A 21961-nucleotide genomic window follows, 5' to 3' on the forward strand; every position below is an offset into this window, starting at 1 on the left:
CGTTGGACAACTCTGGCGTTAACCCCGAAAGACGTCACGGGAAGGTGACACATGACGTCAGCCGACGAAACATGACGACATAGAAGGCGTGCATGTGGGGTCATGCGGTCTAATGCACGGTCACGTGTCGCCCGCCTCGGTAAAACTTGAGTGAACTCGTATCAACTTTGTTTGACAGCATCCGGAGCTCGAGGTACAGTTGAGTCATCGCGACTCAGGTTTTCTGATCGCCGCAGACCCCCGACCGAAAATCACAAGGAGAATCACATGGCACGTGCTGTTGGAATCGACCTCGGTACGACGAACTCCGTCGTCAGCGTCCTCGAAGGTGGCGAGCCGAAGGTCATCGCCAACGCCGAGGGCTTCCGCACGACCCCCTCGGTCGTCGCGTTCACGAAGGACGGCGAGGTGCTCGTCGGCGAGACCGCGAAGCGCCAGGCCGTCACGAACGTCGACCGCACTGTCGCCTCCGTCAAGCGCCACGTCGGCACCGACTGGACGTTCGACGTCGACGGCAAGAAGTGGACGCCGCAGGAGATCTCCGCGCGCATCCTCCAGAAGCTCAAGCGCGACGCCGAGTCGTACCTGGGCGACACCGTCACGGATGCCGTCATCACCGTCCCCGCGTACTTCAACGACGCCGAGCGACAGGCCACCAAGGAGGCCGGCGAGATCTCGGGCCTGAACGTCCTGCGCATCATCAACGAGCCCACCGCTGCGGCTCTCGCCTACGGTCTCGACAAGGGCAAGGAGGACGAGCTCATCCTCGTCTTCGACCTCGGTGGCGGAACGTTCGACGTCTCCCTGCTCGAGGTGGGCAAGGATGACGACTTCTCCACGATCCAGGTGCGCTCGACCGCCGGCGACAACCGCCTCGGCGGCGACGACTGGGACCAGCGTCTCGTCGACCACCTGATCAAGCAGTTCAAGGAGACCTCCGGTGTCGACGTCTCGGGCGACAAGATCGCCCTCCAGCGTCTCAAGGAGGCCGCTGAGCAGGCGAAGAAGGAGCTCTCCAGCTCGTCGAGCACCAGCATCAACCTGCCCTACCTGTCGCTGACCGAATCCGGCCCGGTGTCGCTGTCCGAGACCATCACCCGCGCGAAGTTCGAAGACCTCACGAAGGACCTCCTGGACCGCACCAAGAAGCCGTTCGAAGACGTCATCCGCGAGGCAGGCATCAAGGTCGCCGACATCGACCACATCGTGCTGGTCGGTGGCTCCACCCGCATGCCCGCCGTCGCCGAGCTCGTCAAGCGCGAGACCGGCAAGGACGCCAACAAGGGCGTGAACCCGGATGAGGTCGTCGCCGTCGGCGCCGCCCTGCAGGCCGGCGTCCTGCGCGGTGAGCGCAAGGACGTGCTGCTCATCGACGTCACCCCGCTGTCGCTCGGCATCGAGACCAAGGGCGGCCGCATGACGAAGCTCATCGACCGCAACACGGCGATTCCGACCAAGCGCAGCGAGACCTTCACCACGGCAGACGACAACCAGCCGTCCGTCGCGATCCAGGTCTTCCAGGGCGAGCGCGAGTTCACCCGCGACAACAAGCCGCTCGGCACCTTCGAGCTCACCGGCATCGCCCCGGCTCCCCGTGGCATCCCGCAGATCGAGGTCACGTTCGACATCGACGCGAACGGCATCGTGCACGTGTCCGCGAAGGACAAGGGCACCGGCAAGGAGCAGTCGATGACCATCACGGGCGGCTCGTCGCTGTCGAAGGATGACATCGAGCGCATGGTCCGCGAAGCCGAGGAGAACGCGGCAGAGGACAAGAAGCGCGCCGAGGCCCTCGAGCAGCGCAACCAGGCCGAGACCCTCGCGTACTCGATCGAGAAGCTCATCAAGGAGAACGAGGACAAGCTCCCCTCCGACGTGAAGGACTCGGTCCAGGCCGACGTCGACGCTCTGAAGACGGCTCTGGCCGGCGAGGACGACGACGCCGTCAAGGCCGCGTTCGACAAGCTGAACGAGTCGCAGGGCAAGCTCGGCGAGGCGATCTACGCGCAGAGCCAGGCGGATGCCGCGGCTGGAGCCGCACCCGAGGGCGACGCCCCCGCCGGTGACGCCTCCGCCGAGGAGGATGTCATCGACGCCGAGGTCATCGACGAGGACGAAGAGAAGAAGTAACCATGACGGACAAGAACTTCGACAACGAGGTTCCCGGCGGCGAGGGGTCGGATGCTGCGGCATCCGGCCCCGCGCCGCAGGACCGCTTCGACAACGCTCCGCAACCGGATTCCTCCGAGGCCGCAGCTGCTGAGGGCTCGGATGAGTCCCCCGCGGACGACCTGACGGTCGACGACATCCTCGGAACCGCGCAGACCGGTGAGGCCGCGGCGGAGGACGCCGTACTGGCCGATCTCGAATCCGCGCTGCTGGACGACCTCAAGCGTCTGCAGGCCGAGTACGCCAACTACCGTCGGCGCACCGAGGAGCAGCGTCAGGTCGAGATCGATCGCGCCAAGGGCGAAGCCGTCAAGGGCCTCATCCCCGTGCTGGACGATCTCGATCGCGCCGCGCAGCACGGCGATCTCGTGGAGGGCACGCCCTTCGCCGTGATCGCCGAGAAGGTGCGGGCCGTCGTGGAGCGCCTCGGCGTCGTCTCGTACGGCGAGAAGGGCGAGGAGTTCGACCCGCAGCACCACGAGGCGATCTTCCAGCAGCCGACCCCTGGCGCCACGACCACCACGGTGCTCGAGGTCGTCGAGGTGGGTTACCGCCTGGGCGATGTCGAGCTGCGCCCGGCCAAGGTCGTCGTCGCCGTCCCGGCGGAGTAGGGGTCAGATGGCAAGCCAGGACTGGTTCGACAAGGACTTCTACAAGACGCTCGGCGTCTCGAAGGACGTCGGCGATGCGGATCTGAAGAAGACCTATCGCAAGCTCGCCCGCAAGTACCACCCCGATTCCAACCCGGGGGATGCCGCGGCCGAGGCGACGTTCAAAGAGATCAGCGAGGCGTACTCGGTGCTCTCCGACGCGGAGCAGCGCAAGGAGTACGACGAGATCCGTGCGATGGGCTCCGGTGCGCGCTTCACCGCGAGCGGTGCGGGTGCGGGCGGCTTCGAGGACGTCTTCAGCCGGTTCGGGCAGCGCGGTCAGTCGTCCGCCGACTTCGAGGACATCTTCGCGATGTTCAACCAGGGGCAGGGCGGATCGTTCGGCTCCGGTCGGTTCGGTCAGACATCCGGCGGCTACCGCGGCTTCGGCGGACCGCAGCGCGGTGCCGACGTCACCGCGCGGACGACGCTCGACTTCGTCACGGCGGCGCAGGGCGAGACCATCACGCTGCAGGGCGAGGACGGCAAGCCGTTCAAGGTGAAGATCCCGGCCGGGGTGGCGGACGGTCAGAAGATCCGTCTGCGCGGACGTGGCCGGCCGTCGCCGGACGGCGGGGAGAGCGGCGACATCGTGGTGAGCATCGCGGTGCGTCCGCATCCCGTGTTCACGCGGGACGGGCTGAATCTCCGCATCACGGTGCCGGTGACCTTCACCGAGGCTGCGCTGGGCGCGACGATCGAGGTGCCGACGCTCGGCGGCGACACCGTGAAGCTCCGGGTGGCGCCCGGCACGCCGTCGGGGCGCGTCCTGCGCGTCAAGGGACGGGGCATCACGAGCAGCAAGGGCACGGGCGACCTGCTCGCCGAGCTGCAGGTCGCTGTGCCGTCGCACCTCGACGACGACGCCCGCGCGGCACTCGAGGCCTTCGCGGCTGCCGAGCCGAAGGAGAACCCGCGCGGCGACCTGATGGCCAAGGCGCGCGGCTGATCCACCCCGTGCTCGTCGAGCGCGGCACGATTCGATAGAGCCTCAGGAGGCGACGGCGATGGGCCCCGAAGATGATGACGCTCCGGTGCTGACCATCGCCGTCGCCGCCGAACTCGCGGGCATGCACCCGCAGACGCTGCGCCAGTACGACCGCATCGGGCTCGTGATCCCCGGTCGCACGCGTGGCGGCTCGCGCCGGTACTCGGCGCGGAACGTGCAGCAGCTGCGCGAGGTCGCGCGCCTGTCCGGCGAGGGCATGAGTCTGCCGGCGATCTCACGCCTGCTGCATCTGGAGGACGAGGTGCGGATGCTGCGCCGTCGCGTCCTCGACCTCGAGGGCGCGCTGCGCGCGGAACGCGAGAACCGCCCTGGCGTGCGCGTCTTCGCCGCCGGAGCGAGCGGTGTCATCCCCATGGCATCCGGCCGCCGCATCCGCCGATCCACAGAGGTCGTGCTGTGGCGACCGGGTGATCGTCGCGACGATCAGGATTGACGATGCCGGCGGGCGCAGGCCCGCGGACAGGTCGCCGCGGTAAGGTGGCGGCACCATGAGGATGACGCGTCGCACACTGCTGATCGGCGCCGGAGTCGGCGCGATGAGTGTGCTTCTCGCGTCCTGCACGCCGGAGCCGACGCCGACGCCCACGCCGACTCGCACCCCGACGGATCCGCCGCCGACGTTCGCCGGCCCGGCGCCCACGCATTCGATGCGCAGCACGTGGTCGACGGATCCGTTCTCGCGCGGCGGCGTGAGCTTCACGCCGGTCGGTGCGCAGCCGAGCCTGCGTCAGGCGCTCGCCGACCCGATCGAGCAGCGGCTCTTCTTCGCCGGTGAGGCGACCGACGCCCATGCGCCCGGAACCATGCGCGGCGCGATCCGATCGGGCGAACGCGCCGCGATCGAGCTGCGCACCCGTGCGGCTGCGGGCGAACGCATCGCCGTTGTCGGCGCCGGTCTCGCCGGTGCCGTGGCGGCCGGGCGCCTGGCCGCGGACGGCGCCGCCGTGACGGTCTTCGAAGCGCGTGATCGGCTCGGCGGGCGCATCGACTCGCGCGTCGACGACGCCTGGCCGCTTCCGGTGCAGCTCGGCGGCTGGATGCTGAGCGGCGACGACACCGATCTGCGCGAGCGGTTCGCCACGATCGACACGCGGCTGCTCGATCTGGTCGACACCGATTGGCGCTCGTCCGACGGCCCCGTCGACCCGTTCGACGCCGCGGTCGTCTCCCGTGCACTCGAAGCCGCTCAGGCGCAGCCGGCCGACATCGCGGTCGCCAACGCGCTCACCGCAGCAGGCGTGGATACCGAGGACCCCGCATTGGCCGCGCTGCTCGCGACCGTCACGGCGGCATCCGGCGCCGATGCGGACGTGCAGTCGTCCTGGTTCCCTCCCGCGCTCCCGCCGGAGAGCTACGCGGCGCCGTCAGCCGACCTGACCGCGTTCGTCGAATCTCTGCTCGAGGGGCTCGAAGTGAGCCTGTCGTCGCCGGTCACACGCGTCGCGTATGACGACACCGGAGTCAGCCTCCGACTCGGAACCGGGGAATCGCTCTCGTTTGATCGTGTCGTGCTGACGGTTCCGCTCGGGGTGCTGCAGCACGGCGGAATCGAGTTCTCACCCGCGCTTCCGTTCACGCACCGCGGAGCGATCGCCGAGCTCGGCGTCGGTGCGATCGAGACGATCTGGCTGCGGTTCGACGAGGCCTTCTGGGACACCGAGGCGGCCCTGTGGCACGTGGTCGACGGGGATGCCCTGATCCGCACGTGGTTCAATCTCGCGCCCGGCACGGGCGAGCCGGTGCTCGTCGGCCTGGTCGGCGGTGAGGCGGCCGAGGAGTTCGCCGAGCTGGGCGATCAGGATGCCGTCGTCGCCGCCCTCGCGTCGCTCGCGCCCTTCATCCCCGCCGAGTCGTAGTTCCGCTTCGCCGCGCGTCGTCTGGCGAGGGGCGCCCAGGGGCTCGGCATCCGGCTCACGCCGACGACCGCGGTCGCGACCAGCGCGAACATCGCCAGCGCGAGGCCGCACGTGACGACGAACTCCGGTGGCCCTGACACCTGCCGCGGGTCGAGGAAGTAGTACGGGTACCAGCCGATCGACGGCCCGCGCCACAGCGTCACCAGACCCCACACGATCGGGAACGCGAGGGATGCCGGCACCACGCGCCACGTCACCCGGCGATGCCCGGGGGTTAGCCCCCAGGCGAGCGCCGTGCAGGCGGGCAGCCAGAAGTGCAGCAGCTGATCGGACCAGGGCACGTCGATGCGGATGCCGCGCAGGCCCGCCTGCCAGACGATCAGGGAGAAGGCGAGCCCGGCGGTGATCGTCCAGGTGAGGGCGAGCGCGAGGGCGATCGTGAACCATCGAGGGTCGTCGGGGCGTCGGAACGCGAGGAAACCGCCGATCGTGAGCAGGATCACGAGGGCGCAGTTCGACTGCACGGTCAGATACGCGAAGAAGTTGTCACCGGCGACCGTGTTCGAGCTGAGCCCCCAGAAGAGGCGGTGGGTCAGAGCGGCCAGGCACACGGCGGCGGTGAGCAGGCGCAGCACGCCGAAGATCGTCCGCCAACGCACGTTCGATCCGCCTCCTCTCCTGCGCGGCCTCATCCGGCGAGTCTACGGAGCGCGCGTGTGAGTCCGGTGGGGCGAGGGTGCTTCGGTGGGCGAGCCGGTTCCTGCGGTGTCCGCGTGTCCGCATCGTCCCCGACGTCAGACGAAGCGCACCCAGTTCGCACCGCGGCCGGTCTCGGCCTGCTGGAGCAGCTCGAGGTCGTCGTCGTGAATCGCGTACAGCGAGACGGTGGTCGACGCCTCTCCGGCGGCGACGAGGTACGCGCCGTCCGCACTGACCGCGAACCCTCTGGGCTGCGTCTCGGTGACCGTGAATCGCGTGGGAGGGGTGACGGATCCGTCGTCGTCGATCCGCACAGCGCCCAGGGTGCTCTCGGTGCGCTCCGAGCACCACAGGTGCTGCCCTGATGCGTCCAGATGCAGATCGGCGCCCCAGATGTAGTGGTGCTCGCGGGGGTCAGCGCCGAACCTGCTGTGGCCGAGCCCGCGCGACATGTCGTGAGCGGTGGTCGCGCCGTGCAGGGCGAGCGTGCCCGCCGTGGTGTCCCTGCGGTAGTGCAGGACCTCGCCGGAGAACTCGGTGAGGATGTACACGGCATCCTGTGCGGCGTTCATGACGAGGTGCCGCGGCCCGCTGCCCGCGGGGGCGGCCACGGTGCCCGGATCGAGCGCCACGAGACGACCGTCGTCGTCGATCGCGTACTGCGCGACGAGGTCCGCGCCCAGCGACACGAGGTACGCGAAGCGGCTGTCGTCGCTGGCGATCACGGAGTGAAGGTTGGGGTACTCGATCGTCGACACGGGCTCGCCGACGGCGCCGTCCTCGATCGGGCAGCTGATGCCGTAGCCGCCGGCGTACGCGGCGCCCAGCAGCAGGGTTCCCCCGCGAGCGAGCGCGAGGTAGTTCATGCCGCCCGCCGGCAGATCCCGCCGGGACAGCGGAGTGAGGCGACCGCTCGCGCGATCCAGCGACAGTGTCAGGATTCCGGCCGGCTCGCCTTTCACCGCGGCGAAAACGAGGTCGCGTTCGGTGTCGACGGCGAACGTCGAGCAACCGGTGATCCCCTCGGTTACGGACAGGCGCTCGAGGCGACCGTCCTGGAGTCGAAACGACGAGAGGGAGCCGTCGCCGGCATTGGCGACCAGGACGAGTGCGGAATCGGTCATGCTCCGATGCTAGGGGTCCCCGGAGAGCGGCGCCGTGGAGGTCCTGTCACTTCTCTCGCGGAAGCAGCCCCTCGACCAGGGCGTCGACGATGGCATCCGTCGAGGTTCCCGGATCGATCGAGGACGTGAGCCGGTCGAGCAGGAGGCCGTCGATCGCGTAGTGGAACAGGGCGATCTCCGCCGCGCCGCCGGGGAGGCCGACTGCCGCGTTGAATGCGACGTCGGCGGCGAAGCCGGTGCGCAGCCACGACGACACGGTGGCCGCGAGTTCGGGGCGTCGCGCGGATTCCAGCCGCAGCTCGAACAGCGCCAGGGTCACCTCGCGGTTCGTGGACAGGCGCCGCACGATGTCACGAAGGTACTCGGCGAACAGCTCCCGGCTGGGCTCCTGGGACGCTCGACGCTCGAGATCCTCCGGCGTCGGCGCGAGGCGGGCACCGATCCGTTCGAACAGACCGGCGATCAGCGCCTCGCGGGTGCGGAAGTAGTTCGATGCCGTGCCGGTGGGAACTCCGGCCTGCTCATCGATCGCGCGGTGCGTGAGCCCTCGGGATCCCTCCGCCGCCAGGACGGCGATGCCGGCATCCGCCAGCGCGTTGCGCCGCGCTTCGTTCTTCGCCATGACCTGAGACTAGCGCAACCACTGCACCTGTTGTAGTCTTTGACCACTTCACCTGTCGTGATTGGAGATCCTGTGCGCGAACTGACCTACTACGTCGCCGTCACCCTCGACGGCTTCATCGCTGGGCCTGCCGGGGAGTTCGATTTCTTCCTGGCGGAGGGCGATCACCGGGATGCGATCAACACCCGGTTCAACCAGACCATCCCGACGCAGATCAATGAAGCGCTCGGCATCCCCACCGATGGCGAGCTGTTCGACACCGTGCTGATGGGCTGGAACACCTACGCGGTCGGGCTGCCAGTGCTGCCGAGCCCGTATCGGCATCTTCGGCAAGTCGTCTTCACCAGCCGCGCTCCCGAACCGGTGGAGGGCGTCGAGTTCGTCTCCGGCGACCCGGTCGAGACCGTGCGCGCGCTCAAGGCGGAGGATGGCAAGGGCATCTGGCTGTGCGGCGGCGGCGCGCTCGCCGCAACTCTGGCGGATGAGATCGATCGGCTCGTGCTGAAGATCAATCCGGTGATGATCGGCGACGGCATCCCGCTGTTCGGACGCCGCGGCTACGCGCCGCAAGCGCTCTCTCGCACGGCGACGACCGCGTTCGAGTCCGGCGTCGTGCTCGCCGAGTACGAGCGCGCCGCCTGACGACACGAAGCGGGGCGGAGAGGTCGAAACCTCCCCGCCCCGCTTCGTGCGTACCGGCTATTCGCGGGCGAATGCCGCCTGCGCCTCGAGCTCGAGGTCGAGGTACTGCTCCTCGCTCACGTCGACTCCGACACCGAGCAGCGTGCCGCCGGTGAACGGGAACCCGCCGGAGTACTGTCCGCTGACCGCGTCTCCGCTGTCGTAGCCGATGCACAGACCGTCTCCGGCGAGCGTGAACTTGCCGACCTGCGCGCGCATCGGGCCCTCGGCGACGACCTGGTCGTCGATGTAGAGCTTCGCGGTGCCGACCGACTCGCCGTGCTCTCCTGCGCTCTCGCGGATGAACTCCACGCCCAGCGCGTGCGTGCCAGGGGTGAGCTGCCCTGAGACGAAGCTCTGCTCCGGCGGGATGCCGAGGAAGTTGTACACGTAGTGCAGCGTGTTGTCCTTGATGAACAGCGAGTGCCCGCCGAAGCGCGAACCGTGCGCGAACAGCACGCCCTCGGCGCCTTCCTCGAGCTCGACGTCCGCGATGATCTTGTACGACCGGCCGCGGACGTTCACGGCGACGCTCTCGGCGACGGCTGTGGTGTCAGGGTAGTAGATGTACCGGGTGCGCGGCGGTTCGGCCTGCGGTCGCTCGATCGTGATCAGGTCACGGGCGGAGCGGTCGTCCAGAGGGAGCGCATTGTTGCGCTCGGCCTCGGAGAACCACAGTTCGACGAGCTCCTTCAGTTTCTCGGGGTGTTCAGCCGCGAGGTCCTTCGACTCAGACCGGTCTGTCTCGACGTGGTAGAGCTCCCAGCGATCCTCGTCGAAGCTGCCGTGGCCGGTGAGCGGGGCGTGGATAGCCGAGGCCTTCCATCCGTCCTTCCAGATGCCGCGCGTGCCGAGCATCGTGTAGTACTGCACCTTCTTCTCGGTGGGCCCGTCCGGCGCCGCATCGAACGAGTACTTCATCGACACGCCGTCGAGCGGACGCTGCTCGATCCCGCGGAACACCGATGGCATCTCGATCCCTGCGACGTCGAGGATCGTCGCGACGATGTCGGTCGAGTGGTGGTACTGGTGGCGGATCTCGCCTTTGGCCGTGATGCCCGCCGGCCAGTGGATGATCATCGGGTCGCAGGTGCCGCCCGAGAACTGCGAGTACCGCTTGAACATCTGGAACGGAGTCGAGAACGCCGCCGCCCACCCGGTCGGGTAGTGGTTATAGGTCTCGGGGCCGCCCAGGACGCCGATCTTGTCGAGGTTCTCCTTCAGGTCGTCCGGGAACCCGTTGAAGAACTTGTTCTCGTTGACCGAGCCGTCGGGGGATCCCTCCCCAGAGGCGCCGTTGTCGGCGCAGTAGAAGATGAGGGTGTTGTCGAGTTGTCCCGAATCCTCGAGGTAGTCGATGATGCGGCCGATCTGGGCGTCGGTGTACTCGCTGAAGCCGGCGAACACCTCGGCCATGCGGGCGAACAGGCGCTTCTCGTCCGGGGAGAGGGTGTCCCACGGCTTGACATAGTCGGCGGGATTCGCCTGATCGTCCGGCATGGGGTTGAGCGGCGTCAGCGCAGTGCCCGCGGGAACGATGCCGCGTTCGATCATGCGCTCAAGCACCCAGGTGCGGTAGGCGTCGTAACCGTCGTCGAAGGCGCCCTTGTACTTGTCGATGTAGTCCTTGGGTGCGTGGTGCGGCGCGTGATTCGCGCCTGGGCAGAACCAGGTGTACCAGGGCTTCGACGGGTTCGAGGCGTTCTGGTCGCGGATCAGGCGGATGGTCTGATCGGCGAGGTCTTTGGAGAGGTGGTAGCCCTGCTCAGGGGCGTACGGGGGCTCGATGAAGTGGTTGTCCTCGACGAGGTCGGGGTACCAGTTGTTCGTCTCGCCGCCGAGGAATCCGTAGAAGCGGTCGAAGCCCTGCGCAAGCGGCCACTGCTCCTTGCTTCCGCCGGTGGAGACGTCTTCCTCTGGCACGTTGTGGTTCTTGCCGACCCAGAACGTGGAGTACCCGTTCTTCTGCAGGATCTGGCCGACCGTCGCGCAGTCTTCGGGGATGTGGCCGGAGTATCCAGGGAAACCGTTCGTGGCCTCCATGATCGAGCCCATGCCGACCGCGTTGTGGTTGCGCCCGGTGAGGAAGGTCGAGCGCGTCGGCGAGCACAGCGCCGTGGTGTGCCACTGCGTGTAGGTGAGGCCGTTCTCGGCGAGGCGATCAAGCGTGGGCATGTTGATGCGCCCGCCGTACGGCGACCACGAGGCCATCCCGGTGTCGTCATAGAGGATGACGAGGATATTGGGGACGTCCTGACTCGCCCTCGTCGGTTCGTATGGTCCCCAGTCCGCGACCGAGTCGCGGACGTCGAGTGCGATCTTGCCGGCGAATTCCTTGGCCATTGCTGCCCTCCGATCGAATGCGCGCAGACGGCGCGCGCAGGTGTCTCGACGTTATCCGGATGCGCGCGCGACGCGCCAGGCTGTCACCCGCTTCGGGCTAGGGGAAAACGCTGCCGTGCCGCGTCGGGCGAATATGGTGGGAGCGTGACGACACACGACCAGGTCCTCCTCGACGGCGGAACGTTCCTCATGGGATCCGACGAGTTCTACCCCGACGAGCGCCCGGTGCACGAGCGCGCGGTCGCGCCGTTCCGCATCGACCGGTACGAGGTGACCAACGCGCAGTACGCCGTGTTCGTCGACGACACCGGTTACGTCACGGTCGCCGAGCGTGAACTGGATCCCGCCAAGTTCGCGGGCGCGGACCCCGCTGATCTCGTTCCCGGCTCCATGGTGTTCACCCCCACGACCGGGCCCGTCGACCTGCGCGACTGGCGCAACTGGTGGCGCTGGCAGCCCGGTGCCTCCTGGCGCCGTCCGTTCGGTCCTGATTCGACCATCGACGATCGAGCGCAGCATCCGGTTGTGCACGTCGCCTTCGAAGACGCGACTGCCTACGCCGAATGGGCAGGGCTCCGCCTGCCCACCGAGGCCGAGCACGAGTACGCGGCGAGGGGCGGTCTGGAAGGCGCCCGCTTCGCGTGGGGCGACGAGCCGTATCCGGACGGCGTGCCGCAGGCGAACTCGTGGCTCGGGCGCTTCCCGTACGACAATCAGGGCGTCGGAGACGCGGCGCCGGTCGGGTCCTACCCGGCCAACGGCTACGGTCTCTTCGACCTGATCGGCAACGTGTGGGAGTGGACGAGCGACTTCTACACCCCGCGTCACTTGCGCCTGTCCGACAAGCCGGTGGATGCCGGCAAGCGCGCCAATCTACTTGCAGCCGCCAGCGCGCAGGAGGGATTCCCCGAGATCCCGCGCCGAGTCCTCAAGGGCGGCTCGCAGCTGTGCTCGCCGGACTACTGCCTGCGCTTCCGGCCGGCCGCTCGATCGCCGCAGGCCGAGGACACCGGGATGAGCCACATCGGCTTTCGCTGCGCGAGCGACGCCTGATCCGGTCGGTCAGGACGTCGTCGGGAACACCCGGGACCAGTCGTCCCGCACGCTGATGACCGTCAGGCCGTCCGCAGCGAGCGCCTCCTCTGCGCCCTTGTCGTAGGGGGCGTCGCCGCGGTCGGTGTCGTCATCGTGATGCACGAGCAGCGCGAGGCTCTGCGCGCTGCCCTGCGCGAACCGCAGCATCGGAAGGTCGCCGTTCGAGTTGCCCGCGGCGAGGATCGGTCGGCGCCCGGTGCGCATCCAGATCCGCACCGGCTTCTCTGGCCCGTCGTCGAAGTACGCGAGCTTCGGTGCGTAGCGCACCACGTTCGCCTCGGCGTCGTAGGTGAGTCCGAGCCCGGTCCCCACGACGCGCTCCGCCGGGATGCCGTAGTTCGCGACGGTCATCGGGCGCATGAAGTCGCGCTCGCCGCCGGACACGATATAGGTCGTGAAGCCGTTCGCCTCGAGGTGGCGGACCAGCTCGACCATGGGCTGGTAGACGGTCTGCGAGTACGGTGTACCGAGGGTGAGGTGCCGGGCATCGCGGTAGAACGCCTCGACCGCGGACGCGTAGTCCTCGACACTGAGTCCTGCTGAGCTTCCGGCCACGGCGGCGATGAGCACGCCGAGGTCCGAGTCGTCACCCGCGTAGTGCTTGTCGACCGCGCCGGCCAGCCAGGCCAGGTCGCCCGAGACGGCCGCGCGGTAGGGCTGCTTGTCGGCGAGCGAGGGGTCAGCCTCCGCCGCCTTCTTCCACTCCCCGAGCAGGAAGTGCAGCTGCGTCACCATCGGCTTCTCGGTCCACAGCGTCCCGTCGTTGTCGAACACGGCGACGCGCGCCTCCGGCGCGACATAGCGGGACCCTGACTCGTCGGTCACGGCGTCGACGAACTCGAGGATCGCGGCACGGGTGGCGGTGTCTCGCCACGAAGGCAGGATGTCGGTCATGGCGTCGACGATACCGGTCCGGCGATTTCGGCGGCGGCTCTTCCGTGCGGATCTCTGCACCAATATGTTCGTCCTCAGGGGAGTACAGCGCCGCCCGCGGCGCCGAACGAAGGAGAGCCGTATGCCACGCGAATTCCAGGGGAAGATCGAACTCGACGTCCGCGACTCCGTCGCCGACTGGGATGCCTTCCTGCCGACCCGCCCGCCGCAGGGCGCCCCGAACGTCCTGGTCGTGCTCTACGACGACACCGGCATGGCCGCGTGGTCGCCGTACGGCGGTCGCATCAACATGCCGACCATGGACCGCCTGGCGCAGAACGGTCTCACCTACTCGCAGTGGCACACCACCGCCCTCTGCTCCCCGACGCGCTCGACGTTCCTCACCGGACGCAACCATCACCTCAACGGGTTCGCGACGATCTCGGAGTCGTCCACGGGCTTTCCCGGGTACAACTCGCACATCCCGCCATCGAACGCGACGATGGCGAACGTGTTGCGCGACGCCGGATGGTCGACGTTCTGGGTCGGCAAGAATCACAACGTCCCGATCGACGAGTGGACGGCCGGCGCGAGCAAGAAGAACTGGCCCCTGGCGCAGGGCTACGACCGGTTCTACGGCTTCATCGGCGGTGAGACGAACAACTGGTATCCCTCGCTCGCCGAGGACAATCACTACATCGACCAGCCCTATCTGCCCGAGGACGGCTATCACCTGTCCAGGGACCTCGCCGACCAGGCGCTCAAGATGATCCGCGACGTCAAGCAGACCGAGCCCGACAAGCCCTGGTACCTGTGGTTCTGCCCCGGCGCCAACCACGCACCTCACCACGCCCCGCAGGAGTACATCGACAAGTACAAGGGCGCCTTCGACGACGGCTACGAGGCGTACCGCGACTGGGTGCTCGCGCGGATGAAGGAGCGCGGCATCGTCCCGGACGACACCGCCCTCACGCCGCTGAACCCGATGCCGGAGGGGACCTTCTCGCCGTCCGACGAGGTGCTGCCGTGGGACACGCTCTCGGACGAGCAGAAGGCCATGTTCAGTCGCATGGCCGAGGTGTTCGCCGGGTTCAGCGAGTACACCGACGCGCAGGTGGGCCGCATCGTCGACTACCTGGAGGAGTCCGGTCAGCTCGATAACACCCTGATCATCTACTGCGCCGACAACGGGGCGTCCGGTGAGGGCAGCCCGAACGGTTCCGTCAACGAGGGCAAGATCTTCGGCGGCTACCCGGACAGTCTCGAGGACAACCTCCGGCAGGTCGACCAGCTCGGCTCCCCTGACACCTACAACCACTACCCGACCGGCTGGGCCGCCGCGTTCTCGACGCCGTACAAGATGTTCAAGCGCTACACGTATCAGGGCGGTGTCGCCGACCCGCTCGTGATCCACTGGCCGGCCGGCATCCAGGCGAAGGGCGAGGTGCGCCACCAGTACCACCACTCCACCGACATCGTCCCGACGATCCTCGAGGCCTGCGGCGTCACGTTCCCCGAGACGTACAGCGGGATTCCGCAGACGCCGCTCTCGGGCGTCTCGATGGTGCCGTCCTTCGCCGCGGAGCCGGATGCGCCGACGAACAAGAAGACGCAGTACTACGAGATGTTCGGGCAGCGTGGCATCTGGCACGAGGGCTGGAAGGCTGTCACCGTGCACGGGCCGGTCAGCGGCAAGGGCGACTATGACAACGACGTGTGGGAGCTCTACCACACGGATGTCGACCGGGCCGAGGCCCATGACCTCGCGGCCGAGCATCCCGACAAACTCGAAGAGCTCAAAGCGCTCTGGCTATCGGAGGCGAAGCAGAACCTGGTGCTCCCGCTCAATGATCTGGCGATCCTGTCGAACCCGGCAGACTTCGATTTGTTCGTGAACAAGATGGAGTTCCACCAGCCGGCGCCCGCCTCCGGCCAGTTCGTCTATTACCCCGGCACCAGCGAGGTGCCGGAGCGCAGTGCGGCGAACGTGCACGGCGGCTCCTACAAGATCGCCGCCGAGGTCGAGTTCACGCCCGAGACGGAGGGCGTCATCTTCGCGCACGGTTCGCGCTTCGGCGGTCACGCACTCGTCGTCAAGGACGGTCAGGTGCACTACGTGTACAACTTCCTCGGCATCCCTCCGGAGGATCACGTGTCGGCCCCGGCGCCTACCTCCGGCCGCCACATCATCGGCGTCGAGTTCGTCAAGGAGGGGGTCGGAGATTATCGCGAGCCCAAGGGGCCGGTGAAGCTCTATGTCGACGAGCAGCAGGTCGGCGAGAAGCAGATCCGCACGGTGCTCGGGCACTTCTCGCTGTGCGGTGAGGGGCTCACGATCGGACGCGACAGCGCCGACCCGGTCTCGTCGCTGTACGGCTACGGGTTCGACTTCACCGGCGGCGAGATCGCCAAGGTCGTCTTCGACATCGCCGACGACGCCTACGTCGACCTCGAGGCGCACCTCGCAGCCGCGTTGGCCCGCGACTGATCACGCACGGGTGGCGGATGCTTCGGCATCCGCCACCCTTCGCGTGTCAGGCGGATGCCGCGGCCAGTCCCTCTTCGACCGAGGCATGCGCGCGCCCGGCCTTCTCGAGCCCGGCGTACCAGGGCAGGCGGCGGGCGATCTCGGCCGCACCGGCCGGAAGCTTCGCGAGGTGCAGGACGATGCCCAGCTGGTCGAACTCGCGGTCGAGATCCTCGAGGGCGTCGAGTACGGTGACGGAGATCTTGTCGAGCCGCTCGACGTCGAGCACGACGGCGGTGGTCGCCTCCGGCTGACCGGTCGCGAGGGCGATGATGGCCCGCTCGTTCTCGAGCGCATTCGCCGTGTACAGTCCACGGCCGAGGTGGATGCCCAGGGCGGTGCCGCGCCGCCCGACGACGTCGAGCTTCGGGATGTTGAGCTCCCGCAGCACGAGGATCAGCGTGATGACGACGCCGACCGCCACGGCGGGCAGGAGGCCGGCGGAGAGCCCGATCAGCGCCACCGAGAGCGCGATCCAGAAGTCACGGGGGCTGATGCGCGCCCACCGGACCAGTTCGGGGATGTTGATGAGCCCCGCGACCGCGACGAACACCATGGCCGCCAGGGTCGCCTGCGGAAGCAGGCTCAGCACCGGTCCGAGGAAGAGTGCGACGAGCACCGCGAGGCCGACCGTCACGACGCTGGACAGCTGCGACTTCGCGCCGGCGCTCTGATTCACGGCGCTCTGCGAGAATCCGCCTGCCGCCGGCATGGCCGTGAAGAACGAACCGACGATGTTCGCGGCTCCCGTGGCGAAGAGCTCCTGGTCGCTGTCGATCTGCGGATCCGTCGCCTTCCGGATGCCGCGGGCGACCGCCGCCGACTCGAGGAAGGCCATCACGGCGATCGCCAACGCGCCGGGGACGAGGTCCGCGATCTGGGAGAGATCGGGGAGGACGGGCACAGGGAACCCGGAGGGGACAGGGTCGATGAGGGTGACACCGGCCGCCGTGAGCCCGGTGAACGCCGCCAGGAGGATGCCGCCGATCACCACGATCAGTGTGCCTGGCACGCGCGGAGCGAACCGCTGCAGCACGACGAGCACGATGATGGATCCCGCCGAGAGCGCGATGGTCGGTCCGTTCGCGCTGTCGAGAGCGCCGCCGACCGCGAGCAGCGAGTGGATGAAGCCGTGACCGGACGCGTTCTCGGTCTCGCCGAGCAGCTTCGGCAGCTGCCCGACCGCGACCGTGGCGCCGACGCCGATCTTCAGCCCCAGAACGGTGGCGCCGCTGATGTTCTCGACGAGGGAGCCGAGCTTCAGCAGCCGGGCGATCACGAGGATGAGGCCGACGAGCAGCGTGAGCGTGACGAGCGAGCCCAGTGCAGCGTCGGGGTCGTCCGCGCTCGCCGCGACACCGGCGGTCACCAGTGTGGTCGCGGTCAGGGTCGCGATCGTCGACGTGGTCGACACGCTCATCGCTCGACTGCCGCCCAGCAGCGCGTACACGAGCATCGGGATGATGCAGGTGTACAGCCCCACCTGCACAGGCAGGTTCGCGATCGTCGCGTACGCCATCGCCTGCGGCACGACGACGGCTCCGGCAGAGAGCCCGCCGATGATGTCGGAGGCCAGCCACGAGCGCCGGTATCCGTTGAGGGTGGGCAGCAGCCAACGGGGACGGCTGGTGCCTGGCGCGGTCGTGGTCACAGCGCGAATCTACCGGCATCCGCACGGAATGCGGGAAGATGCACAGGTGAACTCCCTTCTCCTCGCGAATCTCGGCTGGGTCGCCAGCGCGATCATCGTGCTCGTCATCAACATCACGGCGCTGATCGTCATCCCGAAGGGACGCAAGCCCACCGCCGCCATGTCCTGGCTGCTGCTGATCTTCCTGGTGCCGATCGCCGGCCTCGTGATCTTCCTCCTGATCGGCAACGTCAAGCTTCCCAAGAAGCGCCGCGCCGAGCAGGCGCGGATCGACGGCATCATCCGCGACCGCGTCGCCGCCGGAGACCTTCGCGTGGACTCGTCGGACTGGCCGACGTGGTTCACACGCGTCACGACGCAGAACACGAACCTGACCAGCTTCCCGCCGGTCGGGGGCAACACCGCCGAGCTGTTCGGCGACTACGAGGCATCCATCATCGCGATGGCCGAGGCGATCGACACCGCCGAGACGTATGTGCACGTGGAGTTCTACATCGTGAGCTGGGACGAGACGACCAAGGTGTTCTTCACCGCCATGGAGAACGCTGTCGCTCGCGGCGTCACGGTGCGCCTGCTGGCCGACCACATCGCCTCGCGCAAGGTCGCCAAGGCCGATGAGACCTTCGCCGAGCTCGACCGAATCGGTGTGATCTGGAGCTGGATGCTGCCGGTGCAGCCGCTCAAGCGCAAGTACCAGCGACCCGACCTGCGCAACCACCGCAAGCTCGTCGTGGTCGACGGGCGCGTCGCCTTCGTCGGTTCGCAGAACCTCATCGACCGCACCTACAACTCCCCGAAGAACATCAGCCGTGGCCTGAAGTGGCAGGAGCTCGTGTCGCGCGTGACGGGTCCTGCCGTGACCGAGATCGACGCGGTGTTCCTCTCCGACTGGCTGATTGAGACCGGTGATCAGCTGGACGAGATCGTCCCGGCATCCGAGGTCGAGGCGTCCGCCTCGCCGGATGCGCTCGTCTGCCAGCTCGTCCCGAGCGGGCCGGGCTACGAGACCGAGAACAACCTCCGCCTGTTCCTCTCGCTCATCCACGGCGCGACCGAGCAGGTCATCATCACGAGCCCGTACTTCGTGCCGGACGAGGCGATGGTCTACGCCATCACGACGGCGCGCCAGCGCGGCCTCGAGGTGCAGCTGTTCGTCTCGGAGCTGGGAGACCAGGGCATGGTCTACCACGCGCAGCGCTCGTACTACGAGGCGCTGCTCGAGGCTGGCGTGCGGATCTTCCTGTACCCGGCCCCGTTCATCCTCCACTCCAAGCACTTCTCGATCGACGACGACATCGCCGTGATCGGGTCGAGCAACATGGACATCCGCTCGTTCACGCTGAACATGGAGATCTCCATGCTCGTGCGTGGGAAGTCCTTCGTCGCGCAGATGCGCGCGGTCGAACAGGCCTACCGGGATGCCGGTCGCGAGCTGACCCTCGAGGAGTGGCGTCAGGAGCCGGTCAAGTCCACGTTCCTCGACGGCGTCTTCCGGCTGACGTCCGCGCTGAACTGACCTGAGCTGCGGCGGCGGCCGCGTCGTCAGGCGGGCGGGAGGCGCAGGACGTCTCCCGACTCGCCGGTCGTCAGATCGTCGGTGATGCGGATGCTGCGGGCGAGGTCGTCCAGCGCGGGGAGCAGTGTGCCGAACCGTTCGCGGTCGCTGCAGATCACATTGAGCGTGACCAGGTGCGTCCCGGTGTCCCACGTGTAGGTGGCGAACGGCGGGGACTCGGGGGATGGCGGGATCGGCATCACGAGCTTCTCGCCGACGCCGAGCGGAGACGGGAACGACTCGGTGTCGTCGTACTCGATCGGCATCATCGCGCGGGCGGTGCGCACCTGCGCGGTCAGCTCCTGAGTCGTCGCGAGGGCGACGACCAGTTCGGGGTCGGCCTTCCACGTCCACGCCAGGACGCGTCCGTCCGCCTTGCGCATCGCGAGCGGCGCCGCCTGGCTCATCAGCCACGCGCCGAAGCGCGAACCGGGTCGCGCGGTCGCGCCGGCGAGCTGGTTCGCCTGCCCCAGCAGCATCCGAAGGGCGGCCTTGCGGTGGCGGCGGCCCTTCCACCCGAACGAGTCGGTGACGGGGATCCACAGTGCGGGGTCGGCGGATGCTGTCAGGCGCATGGCTCCACGCTAGGGGAACGTGCTGGGATCCGCGTGTGTGCGGACGCGGCCGAGCCTCAGCTCTCGAGCAGGAACGGCCGTGCCGCGGCGAGGAACGCCCGAGGGTCGTCCGCCCACAGCCGCACCCGCGTGACCTCGTGCGCACCGCCGCGCGGAGCGAGCCCCGGCAGCCGGATCGACGTCGGCCGCTCGAGCTCGATGAGGATGTCCGTCTCGTCCTGCATCCGCTCGGCGTACTCGCCGTCATCGGTGACGCGCGGACTCTTCGGCTCGTCGACCCGCTTCGAGATCTCGACGGATGCGACGGCGCCCCACGGGATCGCGACGTCGACCTCCAGGCCGTTTCGGACGCGGATGCCGGTGGGCCCGACCGCGTGCGGACGCTGAAGCATGGCGCACAGCAGTCCCAGCATCCAGGTCAGCCCCCAGATCCCGAGGATCAGCACGGCGATGCGCACGGCCGGCCACGGATGCACGATGAGGTCGAGGATCGGGATCTCCACCGCCGAGAGCACGATGAAGACGATGAGCACGGTGAGCACCGGCCGGTGATAGCCGATGCCGGTGCCGTCCCGCTCGATCGCCGGACGCCGTGCGATCGCGCGCCCGATGCTCGAGTACACCCGCAGCTCGGCGTGCAGGGCGCGCTTCGCGAGCGAGGCGAATCGTCGGGTGCGGGACGGGAGCGCTGCGACGTCGGTCATGATCGGCGCTCCGGCGACGCGGGCGCAGGTGCCTCGGATGCCTCGTCGACCAGCGCGGACAGCTTCGCGATCAGCGCGTTCAGCCCGCGTTCGACCGCGGCCAGGTCCGCGGGATCGATCGCCGCGATCAGCGTGTCGTTCAGCTCGACGTGCTCGCTCTGCATCCGCTTCATCAGGGCGGTCGCGGTCTCGGTGAGCTCGACGAGCACCGCGCGGCGGTCGGTCGGGTGCGCCGCGCGGCGCACATGGCCGGATGCCTCGAGCCCGTCGACGAGTCCGGTGATGTTGCGCGGACTGACGCCGCAGGCGACCGCGAGGGACTGCTGCGTCGACGGGCCGTTGTGCGAGAGCACCCACAGCAGGTGGACGCGCGCCTGCGTGAGGCCGGTGCCGTGGAAGGCGCGGGCCAGGTCGCGCTGGAACAGGTCGGCGATCTGCAGCAGGCGGTCGAGGAGGAGCGGGTCCATATCTTGATGATACTGCATAGTTACGTTACTTCACTATATTCCAGGGGTGCCGCTCCGCGGCCTGCGCAGGGCGCTCGGGTAGAGTTGCTGCGCCAGACCAGGCACCGAATCTCCGTGGCCGCCCGACCGTAAGGCAGCATCTCCGTGACTTCTTCTGACGATCCGATCGACCCGTCGAGCGCTCCCGTCTCCCGCCCGCTGAAGATCGTCATCGGATGCGACACGTTCGCGCCGGACATCAACGGAGCCGCGCGCTTCGCCGAGCGCCTCGCCGCCGGGCTCGTTCAGCGCGGCCACGAGGTCCACGTCGTGGCGCCCAACCAGGCCTATCGCCGCGCGCGGGCGCATACCGAGGTCATCGAGGGCGAGCGGATGACGCTGCACCGACTCCCGTCGGTGCGCTGGTACCCGCACGACTGGCTGCGCTTCGTCTGGCCGTGGCGCTCCAAGCACTACGCGCGCGAGGTGCTGGATGCCGTGAACCCCGACGTCGTGCACATCCAGTCGCACATCATCATCGGGCGCGGGCTGTCCCGCATCGCGAGCGAACGCGGCATCCCCGTGGTGGCGACGAACCACGTCATGGCCGAGAACATCCTCGATCATTCCGCCTTCCCCGATTTCGTCAACCGTCCGATCATCGATGCGGCCTGGAAGGATGCCGGGCGCACGCTCAACCTCGCCCGCGCCGTGACGACGCCGACGCGGCGGGCCGCGGACTTCCTCGAGCGCACGATCGACGTGCACGGCGTGATCCCGGTGAGTTGCGGCATCGACCGCACCCAGTACCTGCCGGTGATCGCTCCGCGCGACGAGAACCGCATCGTCTTCGTCGGACGCCTCACCGCCGAGAAGCAGATCGAGGTCATCCTGCAGGCGATGACCAAGCTCGACCCGGCGCTCGATGTGCACTTCGACATCGTGGGCGGCGGCGATCAGCGCAAGAACCTCGAGCACCTCGTGACCCAGCTCGGCCTGTCCGACCGGGTCGCCTTCCACGGTCGCACGAGCGATGACGAACTGCGCTCCCTGCTGTCGCGGGCGAGCCTGTTCGTGATCGCATCGATCGCCGAACTGCAGTCGATCGCCACGATGGAGGCCATGGCCTCTGCTCTGCCGATCGTCGCGGCGGATGCCGTGGCCCTCCCGCACCTCGTGCACGACGGGGAGAACGGCTACCTGTTCGCGCCGGGCGATGCCGACGATCTGGCCGCGCGTCTCACCGACGTGCTGACGGCGGAGCCGGCGGAGTACGAGCGGATGCAGCGGGCCTCGCTGGACGGCGTGCGCGTGCACGACATCAACCGCACGCTGGACACCTTCGAGGCGCTGTACCGCGGCGAAGCCCTGCCGGAGTAGCG

The 21961-nt window shown here is 68.3% G+C and carries 19 protein-coding genes; 10 read left to right on the top strand and 9 right to left on the bottom strand.

The features are described 5' to 3' along the window. Positions 1-267: 267 nt before the first annotated feature. From dnaK to ACWAT3_RS03915, 5 genes are read left to right on the top strand one after another with little or no spacing between them, the layout of a single operon-like run. The gene (gene dnaK / locus ACWAT3_RS03895; protein ID WP_460796035.1) at positions 268-2130 is read left to right on the top strand and encodes a molecular chaperone DnaK; all 1863 of its coding nucleotides are present in this window, start codon (positions 268-270) and stop codon (positions 2128-2130) included. 2 nt (positions 2131-2132) lie between these two features. After that, positions 2133-2780: a nucleotide exchange factor GrpE gene (locus ACWAT3_RS03900; protein WP_460796037.1), complete on the top strand. Its 648-nt coding sequence runs from the start codon at positions 2133-2135 to the stop codon at positions 2778-2780. A 7-nt stretch (positions 2781-2787) separates the two neighbouring features. Continuing rightward, complete coding sequence (locus tag ACWAT3_RS03905) at positions 2788-3768, top strand: DnaJ C-terminal domain-containing protein (RefSeq protein ID WP_460796039.1); 981 nt, start codon at positions 2788-2790, stop codon at positions 3766-3768. A gap of 58 nt (positions 3769-3826) precedes the next feature. Beyond that, complete coding sequence (locus ACWAT3_RS03910; RefSeq protein ID WP_460796040.1) at positions 3827-4261, top strand: heat shock protein transcriptional repressor HspR; 435 nt, start codon at positions 3827-3829, stop codon at positions 4259-4261. Positions 4262-4316: 55 nt separating this feature from the next. Next, complete coding sequence (locus ACWAT3_RS03915; RefSeq protein ID WP_460796042.1) at positions 4317-5684, top strand: flavin monoamine oxidase family protein; 1368 nt, start codon at positions 4317-4319, stop codon at positions 5682-5684. Here ACWAT3_RS03915 and ACWAT3_RS03920 read toward each other — a convergent pair. The 3 genes from ACWAT3_RS03920 to ACWAT3_RS03930 all read right to left on the bottom strand — a co-directional run bounded on the left by ACWAT3_RS03920 (position 5624) and on the right by ACWAT3_RS03930 (position 8129). Next, positions 5624-6343 carry a Pr6Pr family membrane protein gene (locus ACWAT3_RS03920; RefSeq protein WP_460796043.1) on the bottom strand — a complete coding sequence of 240 codons (720 nt, stop codon included), beginning with the start codon at positions 6341-6343 and terminating at the stop codon, positions 5624-5626. The genes ACWAT3_RS03915 and ACWAT3_RS03920 overlap by 61 nt on opposite strands. 135 nt (positions 6344-6478) lie before the next feature. Next, positions 6479-7507 carry a lactonase family protein gene (locus tag ACWAT3_RS03925; protein ID WP_460796045.1) on the bottom strand — a complete coding sequence of 343 codons (1029 nt, stop codon included), beginning with the start codon at positions 7505-7507 and terminating at the stop codon, positions 6479-6481. A gap of 46 nt (positions 7508-7553) precedes the next feature. Continuing rightward, positions 7554-8129 (bottom strand): TetR/AcrR family transcriptional regulator, encoded by a 576-nt coding sequence (locus ACWAT3_RS03930; RefSeq protein WP_460796046.1) that lies wholly within the window; start codon positions 8127-8129, stop codon positions 7554-7556. Positions 8130-8201: 72 nt separating this feature from the next. Here ACWAT3_RS03930 and ACWAT3_RS03935 point away from each other — a divergent pair, with 72 nt between their 5' ends. Then, positions 8202-8771 carry a dihydrofolate reductase family protein gene (locus ACWAT3_RS03935; RefSeq protein WP_460796048.1) on the top strand — a complete coding sequence of 190 codons (570 nt, stop codon included), beginning with the start codon at positions 8202-8204 and terminating at the stop codon, positions 8769-8771. Positions 8772-8828: 57 nt separating this feature from the next. Here ACWAT3_RS03935 and ACWAT3_RS03940 read toward each other — a convergent pair whose 3' ends face one another. Beyond that, positions 8829-11153, bottom strand: a complete 2325-nt coding sequence (locus tag ACWAT3_RS03940) for an arylsulfatase (RefSeq protein WP_460796050.1) — start codon at positions 11151-11153, stop codon at positions 8829-8831. Positions 11154-11297: 144 nt separating this feature from the next. Between ACWAT3_RS03940 and ACWAT3_RS03945 the strand changes: the two genes are divergently transcribed. After that, a complete protein-coding gene (locus ACWAT3_RS03945; RefSeq protein WP_460796051.1) occupies positions 11298-12206 on the top strand; it encodes a formylglycine-generating enzyme family protein in 909 nt (302 codons plus the stop codon). A 9-nt stretch (positions 12207-12215) separates the two neighbouring features. Here the strand turns inward: ACWAT3_RS03945 and ACWAT3_RS03950 are convergent, their stop codons facing one another. Next, positions 12216-13142 (bottom strand): HAD family hydrolase, encoded by a 927-nt coding sequence (locus ACWAT3_RS03950; RefSeq protein WP_460796053.1) that lies wholly within the window; start codon positions 13140-13142, stop codon positions 12216-12218. A gap of 121 nt (positions 13143-13263) precedes the next feature. On the opposite strand from ACWAT3_RS03950, the gene ACWAT3_RS03955 reads away from it, so the two are divergent. Then, entirely contained in the window at positions 13264-15609 is a 2346-nt protein-coding gene (locus ACWAT3_RS03955) for an arylsulfatase (protein WP_460796054.1), read from the top strand. A gap of 46 nt (positions 15610-15655) precedes the next feature. Here the strand turns inward: ACWAT3_RS03955 and ACWAT3_RS03960 are convergent, their stop codons facing one another. Further along, positions 15656-17299 carry a SulP family inorganic anion transporter gene (locus tag ACWAT3_RS03960; protein ID WP_460796055.1) on the bottom strand — a complete coding sequence of 548 codons (1644 nt, stop codon included), beginning with the start codon at positions 17297-17299 and terminating at the stop codon, positions 15656-15658. A 28-nt stretch (positions 17300-17327) separates the two neighbouring features. Between ACWAT3_RS03960 and cls the strand changes: the two genes are divergently transcribed. After that, positions 17328-18815 carry a cardiolipin synthase gene (gene cls / locus ACWAT3_RS03965; protein WP_460796057.1) on the top strand — a complete coding sequence of 496 codons (1488 nt, stop codon included), beginning with the start codon at positions 17328-17330 and terminating at the stop codon, positions 18813-18815. Between the two features lie 26 nt (positions 18816-18841). Here the strand turns inward: cls and ACWAT3_RS03970 are convergent, their stop codons facing one another. From ACWAT3_RS03970 to ACWAT3_RS03980, 3 genes are read right to left on the bottom strand one after another with little or no spacing between them, the layout of a single operon-like run. Beyond that, on the bottom strand, positions 18842-19429 hold the full coding sequence (locus tag ACWAT3_RS03970) for a hypothetical protein (protein ID WP_460796058.1): 588 nt from the start codon (positions 19427-19429) through the stop codon (positions 18842-18844). Between the two features lie 56 nt (positions 19430-19485). Next, positions 19486-20133 carry a hypothetical protein gene (locus ACWAT3_RS03975; RefSeq protein WP_460796060.1) on the bottom strand — a complete coding sequence of 216 codons (648 nt, stop codon included), beginning with the start codon at positions 20131-20133 and terminating at the stop codon, positions 19486-19488. Next, complete coding sequence (locus tag ACWAT3_RS03980; protein WP_460796061.1) at positions 20130-20600, bottom strand: MarR family winged helix-turn-helix transcriptional regulator; 471 nt, start codon at positions 20598-20600, stop codon at positions 20130-20132. Before ACWAT3_RS03980 ends, ACWAT3_RS03975 begins: the two co-directional genes overlap by 4 nt. A gap of 138 nt (positions 20601-20738) precedes the next feature. Between ACWAT3_RS03980 and ACWAT3_RS03985 the strand changes: the two genes are divergently transcribed. Continuing rightward, positions 20739-21959, top strand: a complete 1221-nt coding sequence (locus tag ACWAT3_RS03985; RefSeq protein WP_460796787.1) for a glycosyltransferase — start codon at positions 20739-20741, stop codon at positions 21957-21959. Positions 21960-21961: the final 2 nt, after the last annotated feature.

This window comes from Microbacterium sp. GXF0217, assembly GCF_054798195.1.

Bases quoted from the DNA above. Each gene is read 5' to 3' on its own strand.
- dnaK (WP_460796035.1), top strand. From the start codon at position 268: ATGGCACGTGCTGTTGGAATCGACCTCGGTACGACGAACTCCGTCGTC.
- ACWAT3_RS03900 (WP_460796037.1), top strand. From the start codon at position 2,133: ATGACGGACAAGAACTTCGACAACGAGGTTCCCGGCGGCGAGGGGTCG.
- ACWAT3_RS03905 (WP_460796039.1), top strand. From the start codon at position 2,788: ATGGCAAGCCAGGACTGGTTCGACAAGGACTTCTACAAGACGCTCGGC.
- ACWAT3_RS03910 (WP_460796040.1), top strand. From the start codon at position 3,827: ATGGGCCCCGAAGATGATGACGCTCCGGTGCTGACCATCGCCGTCGCC.
- ACWAT3_RS03915 (WP_460796042.1), top strand. From the start codon at position 4,317: ATGAGGATGACGCGTCGCACACTGCTGATCGGCGCCGGAGTCGGCGCG.
- ACWAT3_RS03925 (WP_460796045.1), bottom strand. From the start codon at position 7,507: ATGACCGATTCCGCACTCGTCCTGGTCGCCAATGCCGGCGACGGCTCC.
- ACWAT3_RS03930 (WP_460796046.1), bottom strand. From the start codon at position 8,129: ATGGCGAAGAACGAAGCGCGGCGCAACGCGCTGGCGGATGCCGGCATC.
- ACWAT3_RS03940 (WP_460796050.1), bottom strand. From the start codon at position 11,153: ATGGCCAAGGAATTCGCCGGCAAGATCGCACTCGACGTCCGCGACTCG.
- ACWAT3_RS03950 (WP_460796053.1), bottom strand. From the start codon at position 13,142: ATGACCGACATCCTGCCTTCGTGGCGAGACACCGCCACCCGTGCCGCG.
- ACWAT3_RS03955 (WP_460796054.1), top strand. From the start codon at position 13,264: ATGCCACGCGAATTCCAGGGGAAGATCGAACTCGACGTCCGCGACTCC.
- cls (WP_460796057.1), top strand. From the start codon at position 17,328: ATGCGGGAAGATGCACAGGTGAACTCCCTTCTCCTCGCGAATCTCGGC.
- ACWAT3_RS03970 (WP_460796058.1), bottom strand. From the start codon at position 19,429: ATGCGCCTGACAGCATCCGCCGACCCCGCACTGTGGATCCCCGTCACC.
- ACWAT3_RS03975 (WP_460796060.1), bottom strand. From the start codon at position 20,133: ATGACCGACGTCGCAGCGCTCCCGTCCCGCACCCGACGATTCGCCTCG.
- ACWAT3_RS03980 (WP_460796061.1), bottom strand. From the start codon at position 20,600: ATGGACCCGCTCCTCCTCGACCGCCTGCTGCAGATCGCCGACCTGTTC.